This window comes from Spirillospora sp. NPDC052269 (assembly GCF_040679435.1).
In the GTDB taxonomy this organism is placed as follows: Bacteria; Actinomycetota; Actinomycetes; order Streptosporangiales; family Streptosporangiaceae; genus Spirillospora.
Genome location: NZ_JBFAUU010000028.1, coordinates 1 through 22856 on the forward strand (window position 1 = coordinate 1; position 22856 = coordinate 22856).

21 protein-coding genes are annotated in these 22856 nt (G+C 70.3%); 11 read left to right on the plus strand and 10 right to left on the minus strand.

Annotated elements, in window-relative coordinates:
* Positions 1-230 precede the first annotated feature (230 nt).
* Positions 231-1592: an SMI1/KNR4 family protein gene (locus tag AB0L06_RS39715; protein WP_500236486.1), complete on the plus strand. Its 1362-nt coding sequence runs from the start codon at positions 231-233 to the stop codon at positions 1590-1592.
* A 180-nt stretch (positions 1593-1772) separates the two neighbouring features.
* On the opposite strand, the gene AB0L06_RS39720 is transcribed toward AB0L06_RS39715, so the two are convergent.
* Positions 1773-2369: a DUF1707 SHOCT-like domain-containing protein gene (locus tag AB0L06_RS39720; protein WP_500236487.1), complete on the minus strand. Its 597-nt coding sequence runs from the start codon at positions 2367-2369 to the stop codon at positions 1773-1775.
* Positions 2370-2589: 220 nt separating this feature from the next.
* Between AB0L06_RS39720 and AB0L06_RS39725 the strand changes: the two genes are divergently transcribed.
* Positions 2590-3846, plus strand: a complete 1257-nt coding sequence (locus AB0L06_RS39725) for an MFS transporter (protein ID WP_500236488.1) — start codon at positions 2590-2592, stop codon at positions 3844-3846.
* Positions 3847-4268: 422 nt separating this feature from the next.
* Here AB0L06_RS39725 and AB0L06_RS39730 read toward each other — a convergent pair whose 3' ends face one another.
* Together AB0L06_RS39730 and AB0L06_RS39735 are read right to left on the minus strand one after the other, a co-directional pair.
* The gene (locus tag AB0L06_RS39730) at positions 4269-4499 is read right to left on the minus strand and encodes a hypothetical protein (protein ID WP_500236489.1); all 231 of its coding nucleotides are present in this window, start codon (positions 4497-4499) and stop codon (positions 4269-4271) included.
* A 96-nt stretch (positions 4500-4595) separates the two neighbouring features.
* A complete protein-coding gene (locus AB0L06_RS39735; protein WP_500236491.1) occupies positions 4596-6245 on the minus strand; it encodes an aminotransferase-like domain-containing protein in 1650 nt (549 codons plus the stop codon).
* A gap of 143 nt (positions 6246-6388) precedes the next feature.
* On the opposite strand from AB0L06_RS39735, the gene AB0L06_RS39740 reads away from it, so the two are divergent.
* The 4 genes from AB0L06_RS39740 (at position 6389) to AB0L06_RS39755 (ending at position 12374) form a co-directional block, all read left to right on the plus strand.
* Positions 6389-7573 carry a DMT family transporter gene (locus AB0L06_RS39740; RefSeq protein WP_500236493.1) on the plus strand — a complete coding sequence of 395 codons (1185 nt, stop codon included), beginning with the start codon at positions 6389-6391 and terminating at the stop codon, positions 7571-7573.
* Between the two features lie 35 nt (positions 7574-7608).
* Positions 7609-9249 carry a fumarate hydratase gene (locus AB0L06_RS39745; protein WP_500236494.1) on the plus strand — a complete coding sequence of 547 codons (1641 nt, stop codon included), beginning with the start codon at positions 7609-7611 and terminating at the stop codon, positions 9247-9249.
* A 299-nt stretch (positions 9250-9548) separates the two neighbouring features.
* Positions 9549-10844: a serine/threonine-protein kinase gene (locus tag AB0L06_RS39750; protein ID WP_500236496.1), complete on the plus strand. Its 1296-nt coding sequence runs from the start codon at positions 9549-9551 to the stop codon at positions 10842-10844.
* 138 nt (positions 10845-10982) lie between these two features.
* Positions 10983-12374 carry a class II fumarate hydratase gene (locus tag AB0L06_RS39755; protein WP_500236497.1) on the plus strand — a complete coding sequence of 464 codons (1392 nt, stop codon included), beginning with the start codon at positions 10983-10985 and terminating at the stop codon, positions 12372-12374.
* A gap of 61 nt (positions 12375-12435) precedes the next feature.
* Here AB0L06_RS39755 and AB0L06_RS39760 read toward each other — a convergent pair whose 3' ends face one another.
* Complete coding sequence (locus AB0L06_RS39760) at positions 12436-12723, minus strand: antibiotic biosynthesis monooxygenase family protein (protein ID WP_500236499.1); 288 nt, start codon at positions 12721-12723, stop codon at positions 12436-12438.
* A 233-nt stretch (positions 12724-12956) separates the two neighbouring features.
* Between AB0L06_RS39760 and AB0L06_RS39765 the strand changes: the two genes are divergently transcribed.
* The 3 genes from AB0L06_RS39765 (at position 12957) to AB0L06_RS39775 (ending at position 15773) form a co-directional block, all read left to right on the plus strand.
* Positions 12957-14138 (plus strand): helix-turn-helix domain-containing protein, encoded by a 1182-nt coding sequence (locus tag AB0L06_RS39765; RefSeq protein WP_500236500.1) that lies wholly within the window; start codon positions 12957-12959, stop codon positions 14136-14138.
* A 351-nt stretch (positions 14139-14489) separates the two neighbouring features.
* Positions 14490-14957: a glycine-rich domain-containing protein gene (locus AB0L06_RS39770; protein WP_500236501.1), complete on the plus strand. Its 468-nt coding sequence runs from the start codon at positions 14490-14492 to the stop codon at positions 14955-14957.
* Positions 14958-14969: 12 nt separating this feature from the next.
* Entirely contained in the window at positions 14970-15773 is an 804-nt protein-coding gene (locus tag AB0L06_RS39775; protein WP_500236503.1) for a phosphotransferase, read from the plus strand.
* Positions 15774-15890: 117 nt separating this feature from the next.
* On the opposite strand, the gene AB0L06_RS39780 is transcribed toward AB0L06_RS39775, so the two are convergent.
* The 4 genes from AB0L06_RS39780 to AB0L06_RS39795 form a co-directional block, all read right to left on the minus strand.
* Positions 15891-16358: an ATP-binding protein gene (locus tag AB0L06_RS39780; protein ID WP_500236504.1), complete on the minus strand. Its 468-nt coding sequence runs from the start codon at positions 16356-16358 to the stop codon at positions 15891-15893.
* A gap of 73 nt (positions 16359-16431) precedes the next feature.
* Entirely contained in the window at positions 16432-16770 is a 339-nt protein-coding gene (locus AB0L06_RS39785; protein WP_500236505.1) for a hypothetical protein, read from the minus strand.
* Positions 16771-16855: 85 nt separating this feature from the next.
* Positions 16856-18016 (minus strand): helix-turn-helix domain-containing protein, encoded by a 1161-nt coding sequence (locus tag AB0L06_RS39790; RefSeq protein WP_500236507.1) that lies wholly within the window; start codon positions 18014-18016, stop codon positions 16856-16858.
* Positions 18017-18187: 171 nt separating this feature from the next.
* Positions 18188-19294, minus strand: a complete 1107-nt coding sequence (locus AB0L06_RS39795; protein ID WP_500236508.1) for a methyltransferase domain-containing protein — start codon at positions 19292-19294, stop codon at positions 18188-18190.
* A 290-nt stretch (positions 19295-19584) separates the two neighbouring features.
* Here AB0L06_RS39795 and AB0L06_RS39800 point away from each other — a divergent pair, with 290 nt between their 5' ends.
* Entirely contained in the window at positions 19585-20673 is a 1089-nt protein-coding gene (locus tag AB0L06_RS39800) for a methyltransferase domain-containing protein (RefSeq protein ID WP_500236510.1), read from the plus strand.
* A gap of 136 nt (positions 20674-20809) precedes the next feature.
* The gene (locus AB0L06_RS39805) at positions 20810-21100 is read left to right on the plus strand and encodes an NUDIX domain-containing protein (protein ID WP_500236512.1); all 291 of its coding nucleotides are present in this window, start codon (positions 20810-20812) and stop codon (positions 21098-21100) included.
* A gap of 115 nt (positions 21101-21215) precedes the next feature.
* Here AB0L06_RS39805 and AB0L06_RS39810 read toward each other — a convergent pair whose 3' ends face one another.
* Positions 21216-22016, minus strand: a complete 801-nt coding sequence (locus AB0L06_RS39810) for an aggregation-promoting factor C-terminal-like domain-containing protein (RefSeq protein ID WP_500236514.1) — start codon at positions 22014-22016, stop codon at positions 21216-21218.
* Positions 22017-22251: 235 nt separating this feature from the next.
* Positions 22252-22707, minus strand: coding sequence for an aggregation-promoting factor C-terminal-like domain-containing protein (locus AB0L06_RS39815; RefSeq protein ID WP_500236515.1), 456 nt, complete (start codon positions 22705-22707; stop codon positions 22252-22254).
* Between the last annotated feature and the right edge of the window lie 149 nt (positions 22708-22856).

Sequence of the window (22856 nt, forward strand, 5' to 3'; positions counted from 1 at the left end):
CCGCATCCGCAGCCAACGCCAGCAACGCTGGGGACGCCCACACCCCAAAGCCGCATGAACAAACCAGGCAAACGTATGTGGTCAGCGCACTAGCGAATCGTCGGTCACCGCCCGGCCGGCGCCGCGGACGCTGCCCGACCGACGCCGGGGCCCTCGGCGATCGTCCGGAATGTCGGGACGGGCGGGCACAATCAGCCCATCAAATGATCACTGATCCCGGAGGCCGTCCCATGCCCGCCCTCGAAGACTTCGCGACCTGGGAACCTCTGCTGCGGCTCATCCGGGACGGCATCGGCGCCGGGAAGAGCGGCCGGGCGGCCGGGGACATCGGCCGGCACAGCTGGAGCGTTCCGGTGCCGCGTCGGCCGCCCGCCCCCGGCCAGGCCTCAATGATCAACGACATGCAGGAGGAGTTGGACGCGGTCGAGCTGCTCCGGAACTCGCTCGGCGACCTCGACGGCATCTCGTTCGTCGTCGACATCGAGCCGGACGGACGGACCACGCTCCGCCTCATCGACACCGGCCCCGCCGCCGACCAGGCCATCGGGAGCCCCGGGCCCGGCGACCTCCGCTTCGTCGAGGGCGCCGTCCCGGAGCCGTGGCGCCGCCTCCCCGAACCGTCCCCCGACGCGACGCCCGCCCCCACGGCCGACGCGGCACTGCTGGAGCGGACGCTCCGCGAGCGCCTCCCGAACGCGATCGGCGCGACCGACGAGGAGATCGCCGCCGCCGAGGCCCGGCTCGGTCTTCCGCTTCCCGACGAACTCAAAGCGCTCTACCGCGTCACGCGCGCCCGGCTCGACGACCTGAACGGCGACGACGAGGCCATGGACGAGTACGAGGACGCCGTCCGCTGCGAACTCCTCCCGCTGGACTCCCTCTACATCGCGAACGCCGAGTCCCGTCCGACGCGGTGGAAGTTCGGGGCGGCCGAGGCGGTCGTGACGGGCCAGGAGTCCGCCGTCCAGAGGCTGGTCGGCTCGCCGGGTTGGATCGCGTTCGGCGACAACGGCGGCGGCGACCGCTACGCCATCGACCTGACGCCCGGCCCGAAAGGACACCTGGGCCAGATCATCATGATCGAACACGAGTGGAACATCGGCGCGATGCTCGTCGCCGACTCACTCACCGACATGATCGTCCACGACGAGTACGGCGACATCGTCCACGGCAGAGGTGTGTCCGGCGACCCGGCCAAGGCGGTGGCGTACCTCAACGACCCGAGCGTGGGGAGCGTCGAAGCCGCGGCGAACCCAGGCCTGGAGGTGCTGCGCATCGGCGTGTGGGAGGGTGAGCCGCTCAGCCTCGCACCGGTCTTCGACTGCCCGCGCCTGCGGACGCTGACCGCCGACCGCCACACGCTCGCCGACCCGCTGGAGATCAAGCGGCTCAAGCACCTGGAGTACCTCTCGCTGGCGCCAGAGGACTGGCGCGTCCTGCTCAACGCGGGGGCCGTCCCCCGAACCCTGCTCGCGGCCGGGTTCGAGGGCTACCAGCACGACCCGCTGGCCCTCGCGTCCCTCGCGAACGAACTGCTCGCGCTGCGCGAACGCCCGCTGATCACCGTAACCGTCCTCGAAGGCGTCCTCTAGAACCACCGCGCGAGACAGACGGGCGTATGCCGAGCAGCCGCGCCGGGCGGGCGCGGGCCGTCCTTTAGGAGCGGCGGCCGGACGCGGGCCGTTCCTAGGAGCAGCGGTCGGGCGCGGGCCGTTCCTAGGAGCGGCGGCGGCGTGTGTTGAGCGGCCACGGCGGTTGGGCGCGGGCCTTCCCTAGGAGCGGCGGCGGGGGAGGCGGGCTCGGGCTCGTTCGCGGAGGGTTCGTTTCGGGGCGCGGGCCGTCACGGAGCCGAAGATCAGGGTTCCGCTGATCTCGACGGTCGGGCCGTCCTGTTCGGGACGGGTGCGCAGGTCACGGGTGGTGAGCGCGGTGCGTCCGGTGACCGTGACGTGCACGCCGTCCGGGACGAGCAGGCGGACGCGCCCGGCCACAAGCAGCGAGTCGAGGACGATGTGGCGGCGTTGCAGCACGGCGTCGCGCAGGTCGAGTTCGACCGTGCCGAACAGCGCGACCAGCGGCAGCTTCACCGGGACGACCCACCGGCCCTCGCGGCGCGTCCGCCCGAAGACCACCGACACGGGACGATCGTCCACCAGGATCGGCTGGGACTCCTCGGGGCTCAGATCGGTCGTGATCCCGGTCAGCTCGCCCAGGGTGCGGGCGGCGTAGGCGCGAGAGGTGCGCTCGGCGTGCTCCTCCATCGTGATCCGGCCGTCGGCGAGCGCCTCGCCGAGGACCGCGACCACGCGCTCCCGGTCGGTGTCGGACGCGCGCAGATCACGCACGCGGGGCGGGCGGCTGCTGTCCACGCCGCCAGCGTATCCCGCCCGCCCCGCCACCCCCGAGGCCCGGACGCCCCGCCCGCTGGGTGGGGGTGTTCGTCCGGTGCGGGGGGCTGTGGCCGAAGAGCAACCTTTTCGCTATGTTCGCGGGCGTTGACCGCCGTGCGTCCGGCTCTCTACCCTCATGCGAAACTCTTTCATGTTTCGGCCGCCCGGACCCCGGATTCGCGGTTGAGGAGGGGCGGATATGCCAACGGAAGCCGCCACGGCAGGGGCAGGGGCCGTCACCGGCCGGGACCGCCAAGCCCGGCTCGCCGCGTACGCCGCGTTCGCCGTCCAGGGCCTGTGCTTCGCCACGCTGGTCGGACGGGTCAACCAGCTCCGCGACGCGCACCACATGACCGACGACCAGATCAACATCCTGGTGCTCTGCGTCCCGATCATCGCCGGTGTGGGCAGCGCGATCGCCGCCCCGCTGATGGGACGGTTCGGCAGCGGCCCGGTGCTGCGGATCTCGCAGCCGCTCGTCTGCCTGACCGTCCTCAGCGTCGGCCTCACCGGGGACGCCAACCTCCCGCTCTACGTGCTGATCGGGCTGTTCGGCCTGGCCGTCGGCGCGGTGGACGCGTCGATGAACGCGCAGGCCGTCCGCGCGGAGCGGGCGTACGGGGTCAGCATCCTCACCGGCTTCCACGCGCTGTGGAGCGCGGCGGCAGGGCTCGGCGCGGTCTGGGCGTGGGCGGCCAACGAGTACGTCTTCCCGCACTCGCTGACCAAGTCGCTCGCCGTCGGGTTCGCGATCCCGGCCGTCCTCGGGATCGCGGTGTCCGCGGCCACCGGGACGCGCCTGTACCGCCGTGCCGAGGAGGCCGCGAACGTCGCCGCGGAGGCGGTGAAGTCGGCGGCCAAGCTCGTCCCGTGGCGGCCCGTCCTGATCATCGGCATCGCGATGGCCTGCTTCTACATCGCCGACTCGATGCTGTCGAACTTCGGCACGCTGTTCTTCGACAAGGACCTGCACAGCAAGTCCGTCGCGCCGCTCGGCCTCGCCGCCTACCAGGTGATGATGGTCGCCAGCCGCGCCGTCGCCGACCTCGGCGTCCGCCGCTTCGGCGCGACCAAGGTCGTCCGGGCCGGGACGGTCGTGGGCGCGCTCGGTCTCATCCTGGTCTTCGCCGCGCAGAACGCCCCGATGGCGATCGCGGGCTTCGCCGTCACCGGCCTCGGCCTGTGCGTGGTCGCCCCGATCTCGTTCTCGGCGGCCGGCAAGGTGGACGCCAGCGGACTCGGCATCGCGGTCGCGCGCGTCAACATCTTCAACTACGTCGGGTTCGTGGTCGGCGCGGTCATCGTGCTGATCGTCCAGCCGATGTCCAGCTACCAGACCAGCTACATCGTGCCCGCCGTGCTCACGCTCGTGATCATCGCGCTGGCGCGCGGGTTCGAGCCCGCCGGATCCGCGAACGAGCCCGCTCCCGTGGCGGCCGAACGCCCCGTGGCCTGAGCCCTCACTCCGCCCGGCGGTCTGAACATCCGGTGGTCTGAGCCTCGTCCGCCCGGCGTCCGAACGCCCGGTGGCCTGAACGCCCGGCACCTGAACGCCCGGCGGGCTGAGGGCTGGGTGGGCTGAGCGCTGGGTGGTTTGGGGCTCTCGCTCCGCCCGGCACCCTGTGCGCTCGGTGGCTCGAGTCCTCACTCCGCCCGGTGGGCTGAGCGCCCGGCGGCCTGAGCGCGGGGTGGGCTGAGCGCGGGGTGGCTTGGGGCACTTGCTCCGCCTGGCACCTTGAGCGCTTGTCTCGTCCGGTGGCCTTGGCCCGCCCCGTGTCCGTCGCGCACGATCCCCGCTCCGTGCGCGACGGACGTGGTCTATGCGGGGTGGGCCTGATCAGAGGGGCTTGTTCGGAGTGGGGTCGACGTGGTCGGGGGTCAGTCCTTGCCGATGGCCATGATCGCCTTCTCGCCCGCGTCGCGCGCCTCGTCCGGGCTCATGTCCTCCGAGGCCCGGTCGAGCGCCGTGATCGTCGCGTCTATCGCCGCGCGGGCGGTGACCGCGTTCTCCTGCGCGCGGTCGAGGTCGCCGAGGCCGATCAGGTCGAACGACACCTGTGCGTCGTGGACGGCCATCTTCAGCTGCCGCGCGGCCTCGTCCAGAGTCATCTGTACCTCCTATGACGGGAACCCCGTACCTACCCTCGACCTCCCCCGGTAACCGTCCGGTGAGCGCCGTCACCCCCGCGTGACGGGCCGGCGCCGTCAGGTTCGGGCGTCGGCCACGGCGGTGCCGAGGATGCGTGCGGCCTCGTGCAGGCGGGTTTCGGTGAGGGCCGCGTACCCGAGGACGAGCGCCGGACGGCGTTGATCCGTGCTCCACATCTCACTGGCGCCCGAGACGCGGACACCTGACTCGGCCGCCACCTCGACCACGGTGGTCTCGGACGCCCCCAGGGGCAACTCCAGGTACAGGTGGACGCCCGCGGAGATGCCTCGGACCACGGCGTCCGGGATGTGCTCGTGGAGCGCCTCGACCAGGGCGTCCCGCCGGGCCCGGTAGCGGCGTCGCATGGCCCGCAGGTGCCGGTCGTACGCGCCGTCCGCGAGCAGGCGCGCGAAGGCGTACTGGTCCAGGACGGGCCCGCCAAGGTCGCTCAACTCACGATGTTCGCGCAGTTCAGAGGCTATCCAGGACGGCGCGACCGCCCAGCCGAGCCGCATCCCGGGAGCGAGCGCCTTGCTGACCGAGCCGAGCAGGACGGTCCGCTCGGGCGCGACGCCCTGGAGGCATCCCACCGGGTCGCCGTCGTAGCGGAACTCGGCGTCGTAGTCGTCCTCGACGATCACCGCGTCGGCGGCGCGCGCCCAGTCCACCAGGGCCGCGCGGCGCTCGGGGGCGAGGACGACGCCGGTCGGGTACTGGTGCGCGGGGGTCACGAGCGCGGCGTCCGCGCCGGTCCGGGCGAGCGCCGCGACGTCCAGGCCGTCCGCGTCGACGGGCACCCGGACGATCCGCGCGCCCGTCGCCAGCAGCATCGGGAGCTGGCGCTCGCTGGTCGGATCCTCCAGGGCGAGCGTCGTGCGCCCGGCCGCGACCAGCGCCCGGACGGCCGAGGACAGCCCCAGCGCCACCCCGTTCATGATCACGACCTGAGCGGCGTCCGCGTGCGCGGCCCGGACCCGTCCCAGATACGCCGCCAGCTCGGCCCGCAGCTCCGGAACGCCACCGGGATCGGGATAGGTCAACGCCTGGTGCGGGACGGCCTGCAACGCCGCCCGATAGGCCGTCAACCAGCGAGAACGCGGAAACGCCGACAGGTCGGGCCGTCCAGGCGTCAGATCGAACCGCACCGTGCGCGGAGCGGTCCCGGTCCGTCCGTCCCGCGCGGCGGTCCCGGTCCGTCCGTCCTGCGGGGCCGCCCCGGTCCATCCGCTCAGCGCGACGGCCTCGGTCCGTCCGTTCAGCGCGGCCGTCTCCGCCCGGCCACCCTCTGGCCCGTTGATCTTTGTTCGCCTGTCCGGGCCACCGGCTCGCGTCTGTGCGCCCTGCTCGGCTCCCCCTCTCTGCCCGTTCTGAAGGGTGGTGGGCTTCGCACGGTCGGGTCGGCTGGCTCGCGGGTGCCCGTCCGGCTCGGCGGGAGTCGGGGCCGGACTCGAGACGGGACGGGCGTTGGGAGCGACGCGGGTGCCGTCGCCCCGGCGCGCGACGAGGAAGCCCTCGGCGATCAGCTGCTCGTACGCGGTGACCACCACACCCCGGGAGATCCCCAGGTCACGGGCGAGATCACGACTGGAGGGCAGGCGCGTGCCCGCCACGAGGCGTCCTGTCCTGATCGCGTCCCGGCAGTCCGCCGCCAGTTGCGCCGCGAGGTGCCCGGCCGAGCGGTCGAGGCTGAGGTACAGGTCCGTCACGGCTTCGCCCCCGGGGAGGTCGGAAGGCTCATCCACGGGGAGGTCGGGGGGCTGATCCTCGGAGAGGTCAAGGGCGTGGTCCTCGGAAAGGTAAGGGGATTGGCCCTGTTTCGGGGACCAAAGCACTCTTAGCGTTCCATGTCATGACCTCTCCGGCCAACACCCGCGATATCTCGCAGGCCGCCATCGCGATGTCCCTCGTCGGGTCGCTCACCGCCGTCTCCGCGACGATCGCGAGCTTCCCCGTGTTCGGCGGGCAGGCCGTCCGCTACGCGGGCGCCGCCGCCCTGCTCTTCGCCGCCGCCCGCCTGGACGACCGCCGCAGAGCCCGGCGAGGCGGACGACCCCCACGGCCAGGCGCTCGACCGGACGCCCAGCCGGTCGCGCGGGCGAATGCTCGGTCGGACGCTCGGCCGGGCACTCGGCCCAACGCTCGGGCGGACGCGCGGCCGGGCGCTCGGCCCAACGCTCGGACAGGTGCTCGGCCCGACGCGCGGCCGGGCGCTCGGGCGGGTGGGGGTTTTCCGTCGGTGCGGGAGTTCGGGTTTCTGGTGGCCCTGGCGGCGACGGGGCTGGCGGCGTTCAACGTGTGCATCATCTTCGCCACGCGGGACACGAGCCCGGCGACGATCGGGACGGTCGTCGCGACCGTCCCGATCGTGCTGGCGCTGGTGGGGCCGCTGCTGTCCGGGCGGCGGCCCGCCGTGATGACCGTCTTGGCGGCGTGTGTGGTGACGGCCGGGGCGGGGCTGGCGAACGGGTTCGGCGGCGGGACGGTCCAAGGGCTGCTGCTGTCGCTGGGGGCGCTGGGCGGGGAGATCTGCTTCTCGCTGCTCGCCGTGCCCGTCCTGCCGCGACTGGGGCCGATCCGGACGTCGGCGTGGTCGGCGGCACTCGCGTCCCCGATGCTGCTGGTCACGGGCTTGATCACGGACGGACGGCACGTCCTGCGCCTCCCGACCGGGGCCGAGCTCGCCGGGCTGCTGTACCTCACGGTGATCGTGACCTGCGCCGCGTTCCTGCTCTGGTACGACGCCCTGGGACGCATGGGCGCCGACCGGGCGGGCCTGTTCGCCGGGATGATCCCGGTGAGCGCCGTCCTGACGACCATGGTCCTCGGCATCGCGACGCCCCGTCCGGCCGAGATCGCCGGGGCCGCGCTGGTGGCGGTCGGCGTCGTCCTCGGCCTGCGTCCCACGGGCCCGCCGCGACCGCTGCGACCCCTTCCAGAGCCCGGCGGACCCGGTGGACGCGGGCTCCGGGAGCCGCCGGCGGCCTCCGGGGAGCACTCCGAGCCGGAGGGTTCGGTGACAGGTCGTACCCTGTAGGGCGGCCCCACCCGGATACCTCCTGAGGATCTTCGATGCCTGAGTTCTCCTACACCGACCTGCTGCCGACCGGTCCGGACGAGACCGAGTACCGGCTGCTGACCACGGACGGCGTGTCCACGTTCGAGGCCGGCGGGCGGACCTTCCTCCAGGTCGATCCGGAGGCCCTGCGGCTGCTCACCGAGACCGCCATGCGGGACATCGCGCACCTGCTGCGGCCCACGCACCTGGCGCAGCTGCGGAAGATCCTGGACGACCCGGAGGCGTCCCCCAACGACCGGTTCGTGGCCCTGGACCTGCTGAAGAACGCGGGCATCGCGTCCGGCGGCGTCCTGCCGATGTGCCAGGACACCGGGACCGCGATCGTCATGGGCAAGCGCGGCCAGCACGTCCTGACGTCCGGGCGGGACGAGGAGGCCATCTCGCGCGGCGTGTACGACGCGTACACCAAGCTGAACCTGCGCTACTCGCAGATGGCCCCGGTCACCATGTGGGACGAGAAGAACACCGGCAACAACCTCCCCGCGCAGGTCGAGCTGTACGCGACCGACGGCGACGCCTACAAGTTCCTGTTCATGGCCAAGGGCGGCGGCAGCGCCAACAAGTCGTTCCTGTTCCAGGAGACCAAGGCCGTCCTGAACCCGAAGCGGATGATGTCCTTCCTGGAGGAGAAGATCCGCTCGCTCGGCACCGCCGCGTGCCCGCCGTACCACCTGGCGATCGTCGTCGGCGGGACGTCCGCCGAGTACGCCATGAAGACCGCGAAGTACGCCTCCGCGCACTACCTGGACACGATGCCGACCGAGGGCTCGCCGCTCGGCAACGGCTTCCGGGACGTGGAGCTGGAGCAGCAGGTGTTCGAGCTCACCCAGAAGCTCGGCATCGGCGCCCAGTTCGGCGGCAAGTACTTCTGCCACGACGTCCGCGTGATCCGGCTGCCGCGGCACGGCGCGTCCTGCCCGGTCGCGATCGCCGTGTCGTGCAGCGCCGACCGGCAGGTCCTCGGCAAGATCACCGCCGAGGGCGTGTTCCTGGAGAAGCTGGAGACCGACCCGGCCCGCTACCTCCCGGAGACCACCGACGAGCACCTGTCGGACGACGTCGTCCGGATCGACCTGAACCGTCCGATGGACGAGATCCGCGCCGAGCTGACCAAGTACCCGGTCAAGACCCGGCTGTCGCTGACCGGCCCGCTCGTCGTCGCCCGCGACATCGCGCACGCCAAGATCAAGGAGCGGCTGGACGCGGGCGAGCCCATGCCGCAGTACCTACGCGACCACGCCGTGTACTACGCGGGCCCCGCCAAGACCCCTGAGGGCTACGCGTCCGGCTCGTTCGGCCCCACCACCGCCGGACGCATGGACTCCTACGTCGAGCAGTTCCAGGCCGCGGGCGGCTCCCTGGTCATGCTCGCCAAGGGCAACCGGTCCCAGCAGGTCACCGACGCGTGCGGCGCGCACGGCGGCTTCTACCTCGGCTCCATCGGCGGCCCCGCCGCCCGCCTCGCCCAGGACTGCATCAAGAAGGTCGAGGTCCTGGAGTACCCCGAGCTGGGCATGGAGGCCGTCTGGAAGATCGAGGTCGAGGACTTCCCCGCCTTCATCGTCGTCGACGACAAGGGCCAGGACTTCTTCGCCGACACCACCGGCCCCGTCCTGACCATCGGACGGCGTTAGCCGACAAACCCACCGATCGACGGAAGGTCTCCGTCTCCGAGGACCCCTCGGAGACGGAGACCTTCCTGCTCTGCGGGGGGCGCGGGCGGCGTGTCCCCGGGCGGGTCGCGGGGGTGGGTCGCGGGGGTGGCGAGAGGTGACTTTCGCGGTTGATCCAGCGGGTTTGGGCGGGGTCGATCCTGGGACGGGAGGGTACTGGCCGGGCCTTTGGTGACAGAGCGGATACATTCGGCGGAAAATCCAAGTTGGTGCCTAGGTGTAGCCGCTCGGAACCTGGTCACTCCGGTATCTTTTCCGCCATGTCTCAGTCAGAGCGCCTCGTGCTGGCGACGCGCTACCGGCTGGTCTCGGAAATCGGTCAAGGCGCCAACGGAACCGTCTGGAGAGGCCACGACGACCTCCTCGATCGCGCGGTGGCGATCAAGGAACTGCGGCTGCCCGCGGACCTCTCCGAGGACGACCGGGTGGTGTTCTACCGCCGGACGCTGCGCGAGGCGCGCGCCCCGGCACAACTGCGCTCGACCTCGATCGTCGAGGTCTACGACGTGGTCATCGAGCAGGGCCGTCCGTGGATCGTGATGGAGCTGATCGAGTCCCCCAGCCTGGAGGACCTGATCGAGCGCGACGGCCCGCTCCCGCCCGAGCGCGTGGCGGACATCGGCCGCCAGCTCCTCACCGCGCTGGACGAGGCGCACCGGGCCGGCATCGTGCACCGCGACCTCAAGCCGTCCAACGTGCTGCTGGACGGCGACCGGGTGGTGCTGACCGACTTCGGCCTGGCGTTCTCGTCGGGTTCGGTGAAGCTCACCAAGACCGGTCACTTCATGGGCTCCCCCGCCTATGTCGCGCCCGAGGTCGCCGCCGGGGAGAAGGCGACGCCCCGCTCCGACCTGTGGTCCCTCGGCGCGACCCTGTACGCCGCGGTCGAGGGCAAGCCGCCGTTCGAGCGCGAGAACGTGATGGCGACGCTCAGCGCCCTGGCGAACGAGTCCCCGCCGCCGCCGCTGCGCGCCGGGCCGCTGGCCCCGGTGATCGACGGCCTGCTCGTGAAGAACCCCACGCGCAGGCTCACCCACGCCCGTGCCACCGACCGCCTGGAGCGCGCCCTGAACGGGCCGCGGTCGGCCCGGCGCGCGGCGCCCGCCACGCCCCGCCTGCGGCTCATGATCGTGATCGCGCTGGTCAGCGCGACCGTCGCGTCCTGCGGCATCGGCGCGGCCGCTCTGATCTTCGGGATGATGAAGGAGAAGTCCAGGCCGTCCTCCACCCAGCCCTCGCCCAAGTCCAACGGCGCGGGTTCGCCCTCCGACGTCCCGGCGGGTGCGGAGTCCGCGACCCTTCTCGTGCGCGCGCGCGAGGACGGCTGCAAGATCTTCGTCTCGGTGCCCGGTTCCAAGCTGACCGTCATCGCGGACGAGACGCTCTCCCAGGGCGACGCCCGCAAGTACAACCAGCCGAAGCTGACGGCCGTCGTGAGCAACGCGGCCGCCTGCGACGTCTGGGTCAACGGCGAGCACAAACCGGCGGGCCGTCCCGGCGAACGCCGCACCTACACCGTGGACCGCTTAGCGACCGACGGCGGCACCGGCGGCTGAGGCCTCGGCCCCCAACCGCTTGGGGGCCGGGGTGTCTGGTCGATCACGTCCGGGAATGGACGGGGCGCCCGGGAGGCTGCGAACCGACGAGAGTTAACGTCGGTTACAGGGGACGCGTCACAGCGGAGGTGGCTTTCCATGGACTACCGGATCGAGCACGATTCCATGGGCGAGGTTCGGGTCCCGGCCGAGGCGAAGTGGCGGGCGCAGACGCAGCGCGCCGTCGAGAACTTCCCGATCTCGGGACGCGGCCTCGAACCCACGCATATCGCCGCACTCGGCCAGATCAAGGCCGCCGCCGCGGCGGTGAACGCCGAGCTGGGCGTCCTGCAGAAGGACATGGCCGAGGCGATCCGGGAGGCGGCGCTCGAGGTCGCCGCCGGGAAGTGGGACGACCAGTTCCCGATCGACGTGTTCCAGACGGGCTCCGGAACGTCGTCCAACATGAACACCAACGAGGTCGTCGCGACCCTCGCCACCGAGCGCCTCGGACGGGACGTCCACCCGAACGACCACGTCAACGCGTCGCAGTCGTCGAACGACGTGTTCCCGTCGTCCATCCACATCGCCGCGACGGGCGCGGTGCTCAACGACCTGATCCCGGCGCTGCGCCACCTGGAGGCGTCCCTCGCGCGCAAGCAGGCCGAGTTCGCCGAGGTCGTGAAGTCGGGCCGCACCCACCTGATGGACGCGACGCCCGTCACCCTCGGCCAGGAGTTCGGCGGGTACGCGGCGCAGGTCCGGCTCGGCGCGGAGCGGCTGGAGGCCGTCCTGCCGCGCCTGGCCGAGCTGCCCCTGGGCGGGACGGCCGTGGGCACCGGCATCAACACCCCGCCCGGCTTCGCCGCCCGCGTGATCGCGGAGATCTCCCGCGCGACCGGCCTGCCGCTCACCGAGGCCCGCGACCACTTCGAGGCGCAGGGCGCCCGGGACGGCCTGGTCGAGGCGTCCGGCGCGCTGAAGACGATCGCGGTCTCCCTCACCAAGATCGCCAACGACCTGCGCTGGATGGGCTCCGGCCCCCGCGCCGGCCTCGCCGAGATCCGCCTGCCGGACCTGCAGCCCGGGTCGTCCATCATGCCGGGCAAGGTCAACCCGGTGATCCCGGAGGCCGTCACCCAGGTCGCCGCCCAGGTCATCGGCAACGACGCCGCGATCACGTTCGGCGGCGCGTCCGGCGCCTTCGAACTGAACGTCATGCTGCCGATGCTCGCCCGGAACGTCCTGGAGTCGATCAGCCTGCTCGCGAACGTCTCCCGCCTCCTCGCCGACCGCACGGTCGACGGCATCGAGGCAAACGTCGAGCGCGCCCGCGAGTACGCCGAGTCGTCCCCATCCATCGTGACCCCGCTGAACCGCTACATCGGCTACGAGGAGGCCGCCAAGGTCGCCAAGCAGGCCCTCGCCGAACGCAAGACCATCCGCCAGGTCGTCATCGAACGCGGCCACCTGCAGAACGGCAACCTCACCGAGGCCCAACTGGACGCCGCCCTCGACGTCCTCTCCATGACCCGCCCGCCCCAGGCCTGACTCTCAAAGGACCTCGCTCCGCTCGGGCAGCCCCTTGTGGGGGCGCCCGAGCGCGCGGACGTCACTCGACGGTCTCGAACGACCGCAGCTTCGCGCTGGTCGCGGTGTCGCCGCGCCAGTTCCCTGTCCGCACCTTCTCCGACGCTGCGGCCGCGTACGCCTGGAAGGCCTCCTCGCTCTCCCAGCGGGACACCGAGTAGTAGGGGCCGTCGTCCGTCGGGCGCAGCAACTCGTACCCGAGGAACCCCTCAACCCCCTCCACCTCGTGGATGTTCTCGGCGAACCGCCGCTCCAACTCCGGCCCGGCGCCCTCGGCAACCTCGATCACATTGATCTTCACAACCGCCATGAACGCCACCCTACGAACCTTTCCCCCTCCCGCCCCCGTCTCCGACAGAAAGGTCCTCGCTCCGCTCGGGCAGCCCCCTTGGGGCTCCCGCCCCAAACCCCAAGCTGGGGGCTCCGCCCCCAGACCCCCAACCGACAACCGACAACCGACAACCACCAGGCGTCGACCGGAACGCCGCTCCTTCTTCGTTCAGTGGTCTGAGAGTTCAGCCGTTCGGTACCTACGATGGGCGCATGAGCGCGCCCACCGTTGGTGAACGTCTCCAGTCCATCAGGAAGCGCAGGGGCCTCACGCAGAGAGAACTCGCGCATGCGTCCGGCGTGTCCGTGTCCTTGATCCGGCAGTTGGAGCAGGGGGTTCGGGACGACACGCGCTTGGAGACCGCTCGCAAGCTGGCGGTGGCCCTGCAGGTGCGAACGAGCGAACTGATCGTCCGCCCGGACGCCGATGACGCGGACACGGGCACCATCGAGCAGTGGTCCCAGGTCAGACGCGCCCTGGAGAGAAGACCGAACAGCCAGCCCGCCGAGGCACCGACGGTGGAGGGGGTCAACGGGGTCCTTCTCCAGGACGCGGTTCCGCTCTACCGGGAGACGCGGTGGCGAGAACTCGCACGAATCTTCCCCTCCCTCCTGAGAGACGCCGACCTGCTCGCCGAAGAAGGCCCCGAAGCCCGGTCGCTGCGTTTCCGGCTGCTCTACATGGTGGGCACCGTTCTGACGCAGACCAGGCAGTATCGGGTTGCAGAGCTTGCCCTGCAGCGTGCCCTGGACAGCGCCACCGGTCGCCTTGAGAGCGCGGCGGTGGTGAACACGATGGCCTGGCTCCTGATCCGTCAGGGGAAGCTCGCGGAGACGCGAGACCTCGCCACCCGGTGGGCGGACGACGTCGAGCCGAAGCTCTCCAGAGCGACGCTGGATGATCTGGCGGCATGGGGCATGCTGCTGATCCGGGTCTCGGCGTCGGCCGTTCGCGACAACCGGCCTGGCGAGGCCGAGGACACGATGCGGTACGCCCGCACGGCGGCCGTTGCGATGGGACATGAGTACGCCCCGCATGCGGACTATCTTCGGACGTTCGGCCCGACCACATGGCACTTCAAGCGTGCCGAGAACTTGATGATCGTCGACCGTCCCGACCGCGTGATCGCCATGGTGGACCGTGAGCCGAGGAGCGGCCGGCAGGTGACCGCCAGCAACAGAAACCGGCATCGGCTTGATGTCGCCAATGCCCATGTCCGACTCCGTCAGTACCCGGAGGCGTTCGAGATCCTCCAGGGCATCAGGCGCGACAACCCCGAGTGGCTGCCGCACCAGAGGTACGCGCGAGATGTGATGAGCAGGATCGTCGATCGACGGCGCACGCTCACGCCAGAGATGCGGGAGCTCGCCGACTTCGTCGGACTACCCTACTGATCTGGGACGACATCCCTCGTTGTTACTTCGTGCAGCTGGTCGTTCAGACTGCCAATGACAGGCATGTCGACCAGCTCTACTTTTCTTGTCATGAGCTTGGACAGGCCACTCGGCCTATACGCCAAAGAGGATCTCGCGACCCTGGAGAACGAGTCAGGGGATATGCCCGCTGAGGCGCGCGCGCACATCCTCGGCGACTGTTCCGGGTGCGCGCTGGACGGATAGCCCCCTGTAGCTCCTTCGGGCGGGCGGCGTCCACGCTCCAAGCGGGAACCCTGTGACCTGTCCGCCCGGAGGCACCATGCACGGCGACCGGCCGTGCCCGAGGCTCTTGGAGGAGCCATGACCGTCATGTCCGAACGTACGGCGCAGGTCGTGAAGGACCCGCGCGAGTTGGTCCCAGCGGAGGTGTTCGACCTGCTCGTGGCGGACATCGTGCGCTACAACCACGTCACCCGGCACTACGCCGAGCGGATGATGGGCCAGGCGCTGGTGTTCCTCAAGGCGCATGCCGACCTGCTCCGGAAGGCCAAGGAGAGCCCCGGGTCCTGGGTCAGGATCGTCCCCTCGGTCCCGGTGGACGAGGGCTGGCACGCCTTCCTCAAGCGGACCGGGCCCTACTTCGACTTCGGCATGGAGCACGCCGGGTCCTACCTGCACCACGTGCCGGTCATGGACGACGACATCCGGTCGGGCACCGCGCTCGCCCGGACCGTCCCGATCCTGGAGGCCACGGGCTACCAGGTGGACATGGAATTCTGGGAGGCCGGAGCGGGCGCGGGTTGCTGTCCGCCCGAGTGCAGCACCATCGCCGACTGACGGAAGACTTTGATGCGTTGCGCCTGGACTGATCTCCCGCCCGAGCTCCGATCGGCGATTGCCGCACAGACCGGAACCGTCAGCGACACGCGTACGGCACCCGGAGGCAGCAACACCGCCTTCGCCGCCACGCTGACGGCATCGGCGCGGCGGGTGTTCGTCAAGGCCGCACCGATACGACCGGACGGCCAGGACGGTCCCCAGGTCCGGGCGCTACGCAGAGAGGCCGCCGTCAATCCGTGCCTGCCCGACTTCGCCCCCCGGCTCCTGTGGACCGCAGAGGCCGGGGGGTGGCTCGCGGTCGGCTTCGAACACGTCCAGGCGCGCCACGCCGACTACCAGCCCGGATCATCCGACCTGCACGCACTCACCGCACTGCTTCACAACCTCCAGGAAACCCCGCGTCCGGTAGTCGTCGTGATGGCCGTGGAACGGCGATGGGAGCCCCTGGCCGACGACGCTTCCGCCATGGCCGGCGACGCGCTCCTCCATACCGACCTCAACCCGCACAATCTGTTGATCAGCGAAACTGGACGCGCTGTCGCGGTGGACTGGGCCTTCGCTTCCAAAGGCGCACCCTGGGTCGAACTGTGCCAGGTCATCCCATGGTTGCTGCGCGCGGGACACCAGCCCGCCGAGGCGGAGGCTTGGGCGCGGCAGTTCCCGTCCTGGACGGCAGCCGAACCGCGGGCCATTACCCAGCACGCGATCCTCTCGGCCGAACGATGGCGACGCCGCCACTCCGCTCATGCGTCCCCCGGCGTCCATGCCTCTCTGGCGGTCGCCCAACAGTGGGCACAGCACAGGCTCCACTGACACCCCGCGAAAACGCTGTTCTGTGACGCCTTTCCGGTCGTCCTAGCACCACCATCGGCGCCCGATTCGGATCCGTCGAAAGAGCCCAAGGCATTCAGGTGTGCGTGGAAGGAGCGATCAGAGGGTCATCCGACGACCGTTCCCATCCGTTTCATGTGAGTCGCCGCAACGGTCCAGGCTGACATCGATGGTGAACCAGACGACGTGGCCCACGCTGCCGGGAGCTTGACGACAGCCCCAATCTCCGTTCGAGAGAGCGTCGATGATGTGGAGCCCCCTCCCCTCCTCCGCATCGAAGTCGGCGGTGCCGAGCCTCGGACGTTCGCCCTTGCCGCCCTGGTCGCAGACCTCGACGTAGATGGCGAACGGGCTCGTCAGCAGGTAACTCACCCGGACCGCGCTACTGGTCGTGTGCTGAACGACGTTGGTCACCGCCTCACCGAGAGCCTGCCCTGCATCATCCAGAACGGGGTGAAAGCTGCCGATCTGCCGAGCCAGCCACCTACGGGCCATGCCGGGGACCTGCGTGGCGTGCCGATCACCCCGTCTGCCAATCGGCAGTCTGGTGGGGCCAGAGGCGTTCACGTGAATTCACTCCTTGGTCTTCCGGGCCATGTACATCGGCTGAGCTCGATGGCTTCATTCGGCGAATCGGCGATCACGCCCTCGGATTCGGCGAGGCGCGCAAGGTGCGCGCGATCATCTGCGCAACCCCGTGGACGTCGTGGACCGGCCCGATCAGCCATCCTTCGGTGGCCCAGGTGAACGACCACCCCACGTCGGCGTCGAAATCACAGCCGACTTCGGCGCTGCGTGCCACATGGCCGACATTGACCACGAACAGCACCGGGCAGCCCTGGCGCGTCACCAGGCCCGATCTCAGTCCTGGATGCCGCTCGCCGATCACCTGGTCGAGGACCTCCAAGAAGGTCCGACGCTGATTGGACGGCAGGGACTGGCCCGGAATCCGCGCGTGCCGCGACCTGTCAAAGCTCATGACAGGAAAATTAGAAGGGCATCAGCCGTCTGTCATTGGCAGTCTCAGAGCGGGATCTCCGAAAGTGCCACAGGCTGTTATCCGCTCAATATTCGAGCCGAATGAAATCGGCCATGTCTCGCATCTCGGATGTCAGAGTTCGGCGCTTCGTCACGATCTTTCCGAGAATATCGCGAGCCATCCTCTGGTTGACGATCCACTCGGGGCTGACGGCCCTGATCTCCTGAAGGATCTCGAACGCGTCGGTGTACCGCGTCAACTGCGCGCTCGCCTTGGCCACGTCCAGGCGATGCCGGTTCCGGCTTGACGACCTGGCCCGGAACCCGGCTCTCGGAATGCGTTCGGAGAGTGCGAGCACCCTGTCCGGCCTGTCCTCGATCATGTAGTTCTCGACGCGACGCGTAGCGACGGCGATGGGTCCGAACGTGCGAAGCGGGTCGGACGGTGGAGCCCACTCGCTCCTCAGAGCGACGGCGGCCGACTGAGCGAACCGCAGGGCGTCCTCGGCCTCTCCGGGCTCGTTGTTCCGCGAGGCGGCCGTGGAGACACGGAGCATCAAACCGCCCCAGGCGGCCAGCTCCTCCGCAGTCGCGCGGGAGAGGCGCGGCTCGATCCCGTCGGCCTCCTCGGCGGCCAGCCTGAGCGTCCCCGCCAGGTCACCGCACCTCATCAGCAGCCAGCAGCGGGTGTTGACGATCGCGGCCTCCTCGAGTCGCCCTGGCGCCTCGTCCTGTGCACGCCGCAGGGCGATCTCCGCCGCGTCGAACTGCCGCGTGGAGATCATCAGCAGCGCGGCGAGGTGAAGGACGCGTGAGCGGACGCGGCGTCCGGGGCCCCCGAGCGCGTCGGCGTCCCGCAATATCGCGGGAAGCAGGGTCCCGAGCTCGCGGTACTTGTTGTCGGTGAAGAGCGGCTCGGCCATCTCGACTGCACCGAGCACGCCCCGCACGGACGGCGCCTCGTCCGACGGAACGCCGCCTCTCCGCAGGAGGGCGTCACGAACCGGCGTCCAGTCGCGAACCGTGCCCTCTGCCAGGCCAGGCCGGACGATCAGGTCCGAAGTCGAGACCCCGAGGGCCTTCGCCAGCCTGCGCAGCGTCTCGAGCCGGGTGTCCTCGCGCTCTCCTTGTTCGAGTTTCCGGATCAAGGAGAGCGAGACACCGGAATGCGTCGCAAGATCCTTCTGAGTGAACCCCCGCCGTTTACGCACGGCCTGGAGGCGTTCCGCGAGGTTCGGCGCGCTCATGCACCCATCGTAAGTACGAGCAACCCGCTTCTTCAGGCCCAACGGCGAACCCTCGTCTCTCCCCAAGCCGAAGGTTCACCAGAAGCGATAGAGAGGTTTCTGGCTCTTGTTCGCGGAACGGAATGGAGCGTCCCCCGCGACCCGTCAATCCCTGCAACGGCGCGGCCAGGCTCAGCCTGACGTAGGGCCTTCCGGACGGTCGAGCCAGACGTGTTCGCCTGTGGGGGTCACGGTCAGGCCGAAGCGGTCACGGCCTGGGTTGCGGCTGGTGATCCAGCCGAAGTAGGCGGACACCGCGCCGTCCCACAGCGCGCGTTCTCCGGCCTGCTCGACGTCATAGGTCTCGCGGCCAGGTTCGTAGCGGGCGGTGGCCCATGCGTCCGGACTCCACAGGCGCAGGATGTAGCCGTCCCCGTCGCGTTCCCCTTTGGCGCATACACCAGGCAGGGCAGCCCCCATCGCCAAGTCCGCGCCCGCCGGGGCGTAGCCGATCGTCCGGGGGTCGATGTCGGTCGTCGAACGACTGCCCGCCTGGCCAGACGGGTTCCATTCAGGGTGACGTTGTGCCCGCATCATCATGTACGAGGCATAGCCGGTGAGGCGGCCGACCGCCGTTCCGTCCGGCATCACGACGAGCCGCAGCTCGTGGCTGGATCCGAACCCCGGATCGTAGGGCGTCACGATCACCCCACCGGGACGCGTCTGCTCGATCCACGTGTACGGCACACGGGCGACCGCGCATGTGGCGTGCACCCGGTCGTAGAGCGCTCCCTCCGTCCAGCCGTGCGCTCCGTCCCCGACGACCAGCCGAGGTGAGGCACCCGCCCGTTTGAGGTTGGCGGCAGCCCACCCGGATACCTGAGGGTCGACCTCCACCGTCGTGACGTTCTCCTCGCCGACCAGACGCGACAGCAGCGCGGCCGTCCATCCGGTGCCGGTGCCCACGTCCAGGACGCGATGCCCCGGCTCCACGTCCAACAGCTCCAAGAGGGACACGGCTGTGCTCGGGGCGGAAAGCGACGAGGTGAACCTGCCGTCGCCGGACGCGATGTCGGTCGTTCCGTCGTCAAGCTGAGTGATGATCGCGTCGTCCCCGTAGACCAGGTCGAGCCAGCCTTCGGGATCGGTCGGCTCGCTCACCTGGTCGCCCTCACCTGCCCAGGCCAGGGATGGCGCGAACAGGTGCCGGGGGACGTCACGCAGCGCTGTCCTGACAGGGTCCTGTGTCAGCCACCCGGACACGGCCAGCCGCTCGACCATCGCCTCGATGCGCCGCATGACGCCTCCTGTCATCCGATCACTTCCCCCGCGTGCCGTCGCCCTCGTCGTCCTTGGTCGGCGGCGGAATCGGCTTGTGGCCGTTCTTCTCGGCCGGATCCTCGTACCTCCCCATCGTGCTGCACCTCAAGGTCAGTTGGAGGGAGTTGCGGAATGGGCAAGCATGAGGGAGACAATCCGAGGGAGAAGCCGGTGCAGCCGAGCCAGAACGGGGATCGTCCGGACAAGGGCGGCAGGCATGAGAGAGGCAAGTGAACCGGACTGAGCGCTTCACTGCCCTCATCGACCAGATGGCGGGAGTGAATGACGAGTGGCGGGGTGCGGCACACGCCGCGCCTCGCCATCTGTTCGTCCCTGAGCGCGCCTGGTGCGTCCCGGAGCAGGACGGCGATGGCCATCTCATCGACCGAGCGGAAGATCCGGAACAGTGGCTGCGCGCGGCCTACTCGAACTCGGCGATCATCACCCAGACGTCCGACGGTTCGCCGGACGTCGCATCGGGAGGGAGTAAATACTCGTCCTCCCTGTCGGCCCCTGGCATCGTCTTCCCGTTTCTGGATCTGCTCGACCCCTACGACGGCGACGAGGTGCTCGAGATCGGCACGGGCACTGGTTGGACGGCTGCTCTGCTGGCGTCCCGGCTTCGGGACGACAACCTGTACAGCATCGAGATCGACCCGGCTGTGCTGGCCGAAGCGAAGCGCAACCTCCGCGCGGCCGGACGAGCACCGCATCTGATCCTGGGCGATGGCGTCAAAGGGTGGCCGGACGGCGCGCCCTACGACCGGGTGCACGTCGCCGTCGGCGTCCGCGAGATTCCGCATGCGTGGGTGGAGCAGACTCGCCCGGGCGGAATGATCGTGCTTCCGTGGATGCCCGAGTGGGAAGGCGGTCACCGGGTCAGGCTCACCACGATCGGCGACGGAACCGCGGTCGGCCGCCTCCACGGTGGATGCCGGTTCATGATGCTCCGAGGGCAACGGCCTCCGGAGAACCTCCCGGAGAGCAGGGTGCGCGAGTCTTCGACCTCGCTCGACCCGCGCCGCGTCGTTCGTGCTTCGACCGGCGCCGATGTGGCGGTGTCCGGAATGCTTCCCGGCGTTTACGGCAGCAACCGAACCGAACACGACGGGTCCTTCGACATGTGGCTTTGGAACAAGGATTCAACGGCACATGTCCACTACGACCCTGGTTACAAGCGATCAGCCGTCACACAGTCCGGGCCCCGCGACCTCTGGGACGAACTGGGTGATGTGTTCCTGCGTTGGGTCGCGATGGGAAGTCCCACTCGAGACCGCTTCGGATTGACCGTCTCCCCCCAGGGGCAACACCTCTGGCTCGACTCACCGGACAATCCCGTCCGTCCCGCCTTCATGTGAGGGCGGAATTCGTCCACGCTTGGAAGCCGGGGGTCTGGGGGCGGAGCCCCCAGCTTGGGGTTTGGGGCGGGAGCCCCAAGGAGGCTGTCCGAGCGGAGCGAGGGCCTTATGGAAAGCGCGAAGGTGCATGAGCCGGGTGGCCGAGGGCGAGGTCGTCGTCAAGCGGAGTGCTCGGGTTCTGGTGGTGGACGACGGGCGGTTGGTGCTGATCAAGCGGATCAAGCCCGGTCACGCCGTGTACTACGTGACGCCGGGCGGGACCGTTGAGGACGGCGACGACAGTGCGGAGGCGGCGCTCCATCGGGAGGTTCGGGAGGAGTTGGGCGGTGCCATACCGAGCCCTTCAGGTCCGGAGTTGGCTGAGTTCGTTGTCCGGAACTGTGCGGCCGTGGCTGCTGAGGCTCGGCGTGGGCGGATGACGCGGTAGTGGCCCGTGGCCCTTGGGGGTCTGGGGGCGGAGCCCCCGGCTTCGGGGTTTGGGGCGGGAGCCCCGAGGGACTGCCCGAGCGGAGCGAGGACCTTTGTCCCACGCGCGGGCTCGGTTAGTACCAGGCGGCGGCTTGCCAGTGGGCCCAGGCGGTGCAGGGGGCGCCGTAGCGACCTCGGATGTAGCGGAGGCCCCAGCGGATCTGTGTTTGAGGGTTGGACTCCCAATGCGGGCCTGCGATGGCCATCTTGGCGCCTGGGAGGGCCTGGGGGATGCCGTGGGCACCGGACGGGCTGTGGGCGTGTTCGTTCCAGTGGCTCTCGTGCGCCCAGAGTTGTTCGAGGCAGCGGTACTGGCGGGTGGCGCGCCAGCCGAAGCGGTTCATCAGCGTGCGGGCCGTCGCCTTGTTGCGGCTCAGGCGGCTCGCCCGGCGGGACGGCGCTCGGCGGACCAAGACGCGGCGGGACAGCACACGGCGGTCCGAGGCGCGGCGGAGCAGGGGGCGGCGCTCGGCGGCGACGGGGAAGGCGGCGCTGGTGGCTCGTTCGGCGGCGGACGAGATGGTCTTCACCGGGGTTGTCAGCAGTGGTGTGGTGACCAGGGCCGTCGCTGCGCCGACGGCGGCCAGGCGGACGGCGGCGCGGATGCGGCCTCCGTGGCCAGGCGCGGGGTCGAACTCCGGGCCGTCCCCCAGCCCGTCCCCCCGTCCGTTGACCGGGCCGTCCCTCAGCCCGTCGACCGGGCCGTCCCCCAGTCCGTCGGCCGGGCCGTCCCCCAGTCCGTCGGCCGGGCCGTCCGCCAGTCCGTGGACCAGGCCGTTCGCGAGTCCTTCGCCCGGGCCGTTCGCGAGTGCGAGTGCGTCGGCGCGGCGGGGCCGGGTGCGGGTGGCGCGGGCGGTGCTTCGGTGAGTGGACACGGGTCGTAGCGTGCTCCGGTTCCGCCGGGGGACGCGGGGAGATTCCGGAGCCGTGCACCGGGCTTTTGCCGACCCATGGGCTCGCGCTTTCCGAGCGGGCGGACAAAAGGGGACGGACCGGAGTCCGTCCCCTCGCGTCCACGTCAGGGCATAAGCCCCATTCCACGCACTGCCCTACGGATCGGACGTCACAAACGGGCAGTGTGGAGCGCACCGTCCGATCCGGACGAAGTGGTTAGTACCAACCGCGCGAGCTGGAGTGCCCGAGGGCGCGGCACGGGGTGCCGTAGCGGCCCTTGATGTAGCGCAGACCCCACTTGATCTGGGTCTCCGGGTTCGTCCGCCAGTCCTTGCCGGCGCTGCGCATCTTGCTTCCGGGGAGCGCCTGCGGGATGCCGTACGCGCCGGACGTCCGGCCCGCCTTGTGATTCCAGTGGCTTTCCCGATTCCAGAGCTTCACCAGGCACTTGTACTGCCGGTTCGACCAGCCGCGCTTGGCGACCATGCGCTTCGCGATCGCCTTGTTGCGCTGGGCCCGGGTGAGCCGCTGCGCCGTGGTCTTCGCCGTCACGACGGACGCGGTCCGGGTCGGGGCCGCGGCCTGGGCCGGGACGGCCTCGGCGACGACCCCGAAGGTCAGGGACGCGGCGAGGACGACCGTGGCGGAGCGTCGGAGGGGCTTGACAGCCAATGCAGACCTTTCGTCGTGCCGGACGGACCGGTCGGTCCGGCGAAGGGTCACCTCGGGCGGGTGCGGCCCCGTCCGCCGTACGGCGGACGGGACGACCGGGCACCAGGGGGGCGTCCAAGGACGCGATGGCCATGCGGACGGACCGCCCC

What these genes read in the sequence shown, in the direction of transcription:
- AB0L06_RS39750 (WP_500236496.1), top strand. Translation starts at nt 9,549, where the DNA reads ATGTCTCAGTCAGAGCGCCTCGTGCTGGCGACGCGCTACCGGCTGGTC.
- AB0L06_RS39760 (WP_500236499.1), bottom strand. Translation starts at nt 12,723, where the DNA reads ATGGCGGTTGTGAAGATCAATGTGATCGAGGTTGCCGAGGGCGCCGGG.
- AB0L06_RS39740 (WP_500236493.1), top strand. Translation starts at nt 6,389, where the DNA reads ATGACCTCTCCGGCCAACACCCGCGATATCTCGCAGGCCGCCATCGCG.
- AB0L06_RS39790 (WP_500236507.1), bottom strand. Translation starts at nt 18,016, where the DNA reads ATGAGCGCGCCGAACCTCGCGGAACGCCTCCAGGCCGTGCGTAAACGG.
- AB0L06_RS39795 (WP_500236508.1), bottom strand. Translation starts at nt 19,294, where the DNA reads ATGCGGCGCATCGAGGCGATGGTCGAGCGGCTGGCCGTGTCCGGGTGG.
- AB0L06_RS39770 (WP_500236501.1), top strand. Translation starts at nt 14,490, where the DNA reads ATGTCCGAACGTACGGCGCAGGTCGTGAAGGACCCGCGCGAGTTGGTC.
- AB0L06_RS39745 (WP_500236494.1), top strand. Translation starts at nt 7,609, where the DNA reads ATGCCTGAGTTCTCCTACACCGACCTGCTGCCGACCGGTCCGGACGAG.
- AB0L06_RS39715 (WP_500236486.1), top strand. Translation starts at nt 231, where the DNA reads ATGCCCGCCCTCGAAGACTTCGCGACCTGGGAACCTCTGCTGCGGCTC.
- AB0L06_RS39730 (WP_500236489.1), bottom strand. Translation starts at nt 4,499, where the DNA reads ATGACTCTGGACGAGGCCGCGCGGCAGCTGAAGATGGCCGTCCACGAC.
- AB0L06_RS39785 (WP_500236505.1), bottom strand. Translation starts at nt 16,770, where the DNA reads ATGAGCTTTGACAGGTCGCGGCACGCGCGGATTCCGGGCCAGTCCCTG.
- AB0L06_RS39765 (WP_500236500.1), top strand. Translation starts at nt 12,957, where the DNA reads ATGAGCGCGCCCACCGTTGGTGAACGTCTCCAGTCCATCAGGAAGCGC.
- AB0L06_RS39775 (WP_500236503.1), top strand. Translation starts at nt 14,970, where the DNA reads ATGCGTTGCGCCTGGACTGATCTCCCGCCCGAGCTCCGATCGGCGATT.
- AB0L06_RS39800 (WP_500236510.1), top strand. Translation starts at nt 19,585, where the DNA reads ATGGCGGGAGTGAATGACGAGTGGCGGGGTGCGGCACACGCCGCGCCT.
- AB0L06_RS39725 (WP_500236488.1), top strand. Translation starts at nt 2,590, where the DNA reads ATGCCAACGGAAGCCGCCACGGCAGGGGCAGGGGCCGTCACCGGCCGG.
- AB0L06_RS39755 (WP_500236497.1), top strand. Translation starts at nt 10,983, where the DNA reads ATGGACTACCGGATCGAGCACGATTCCATGGGCGAGGTTCGGGTCCCG.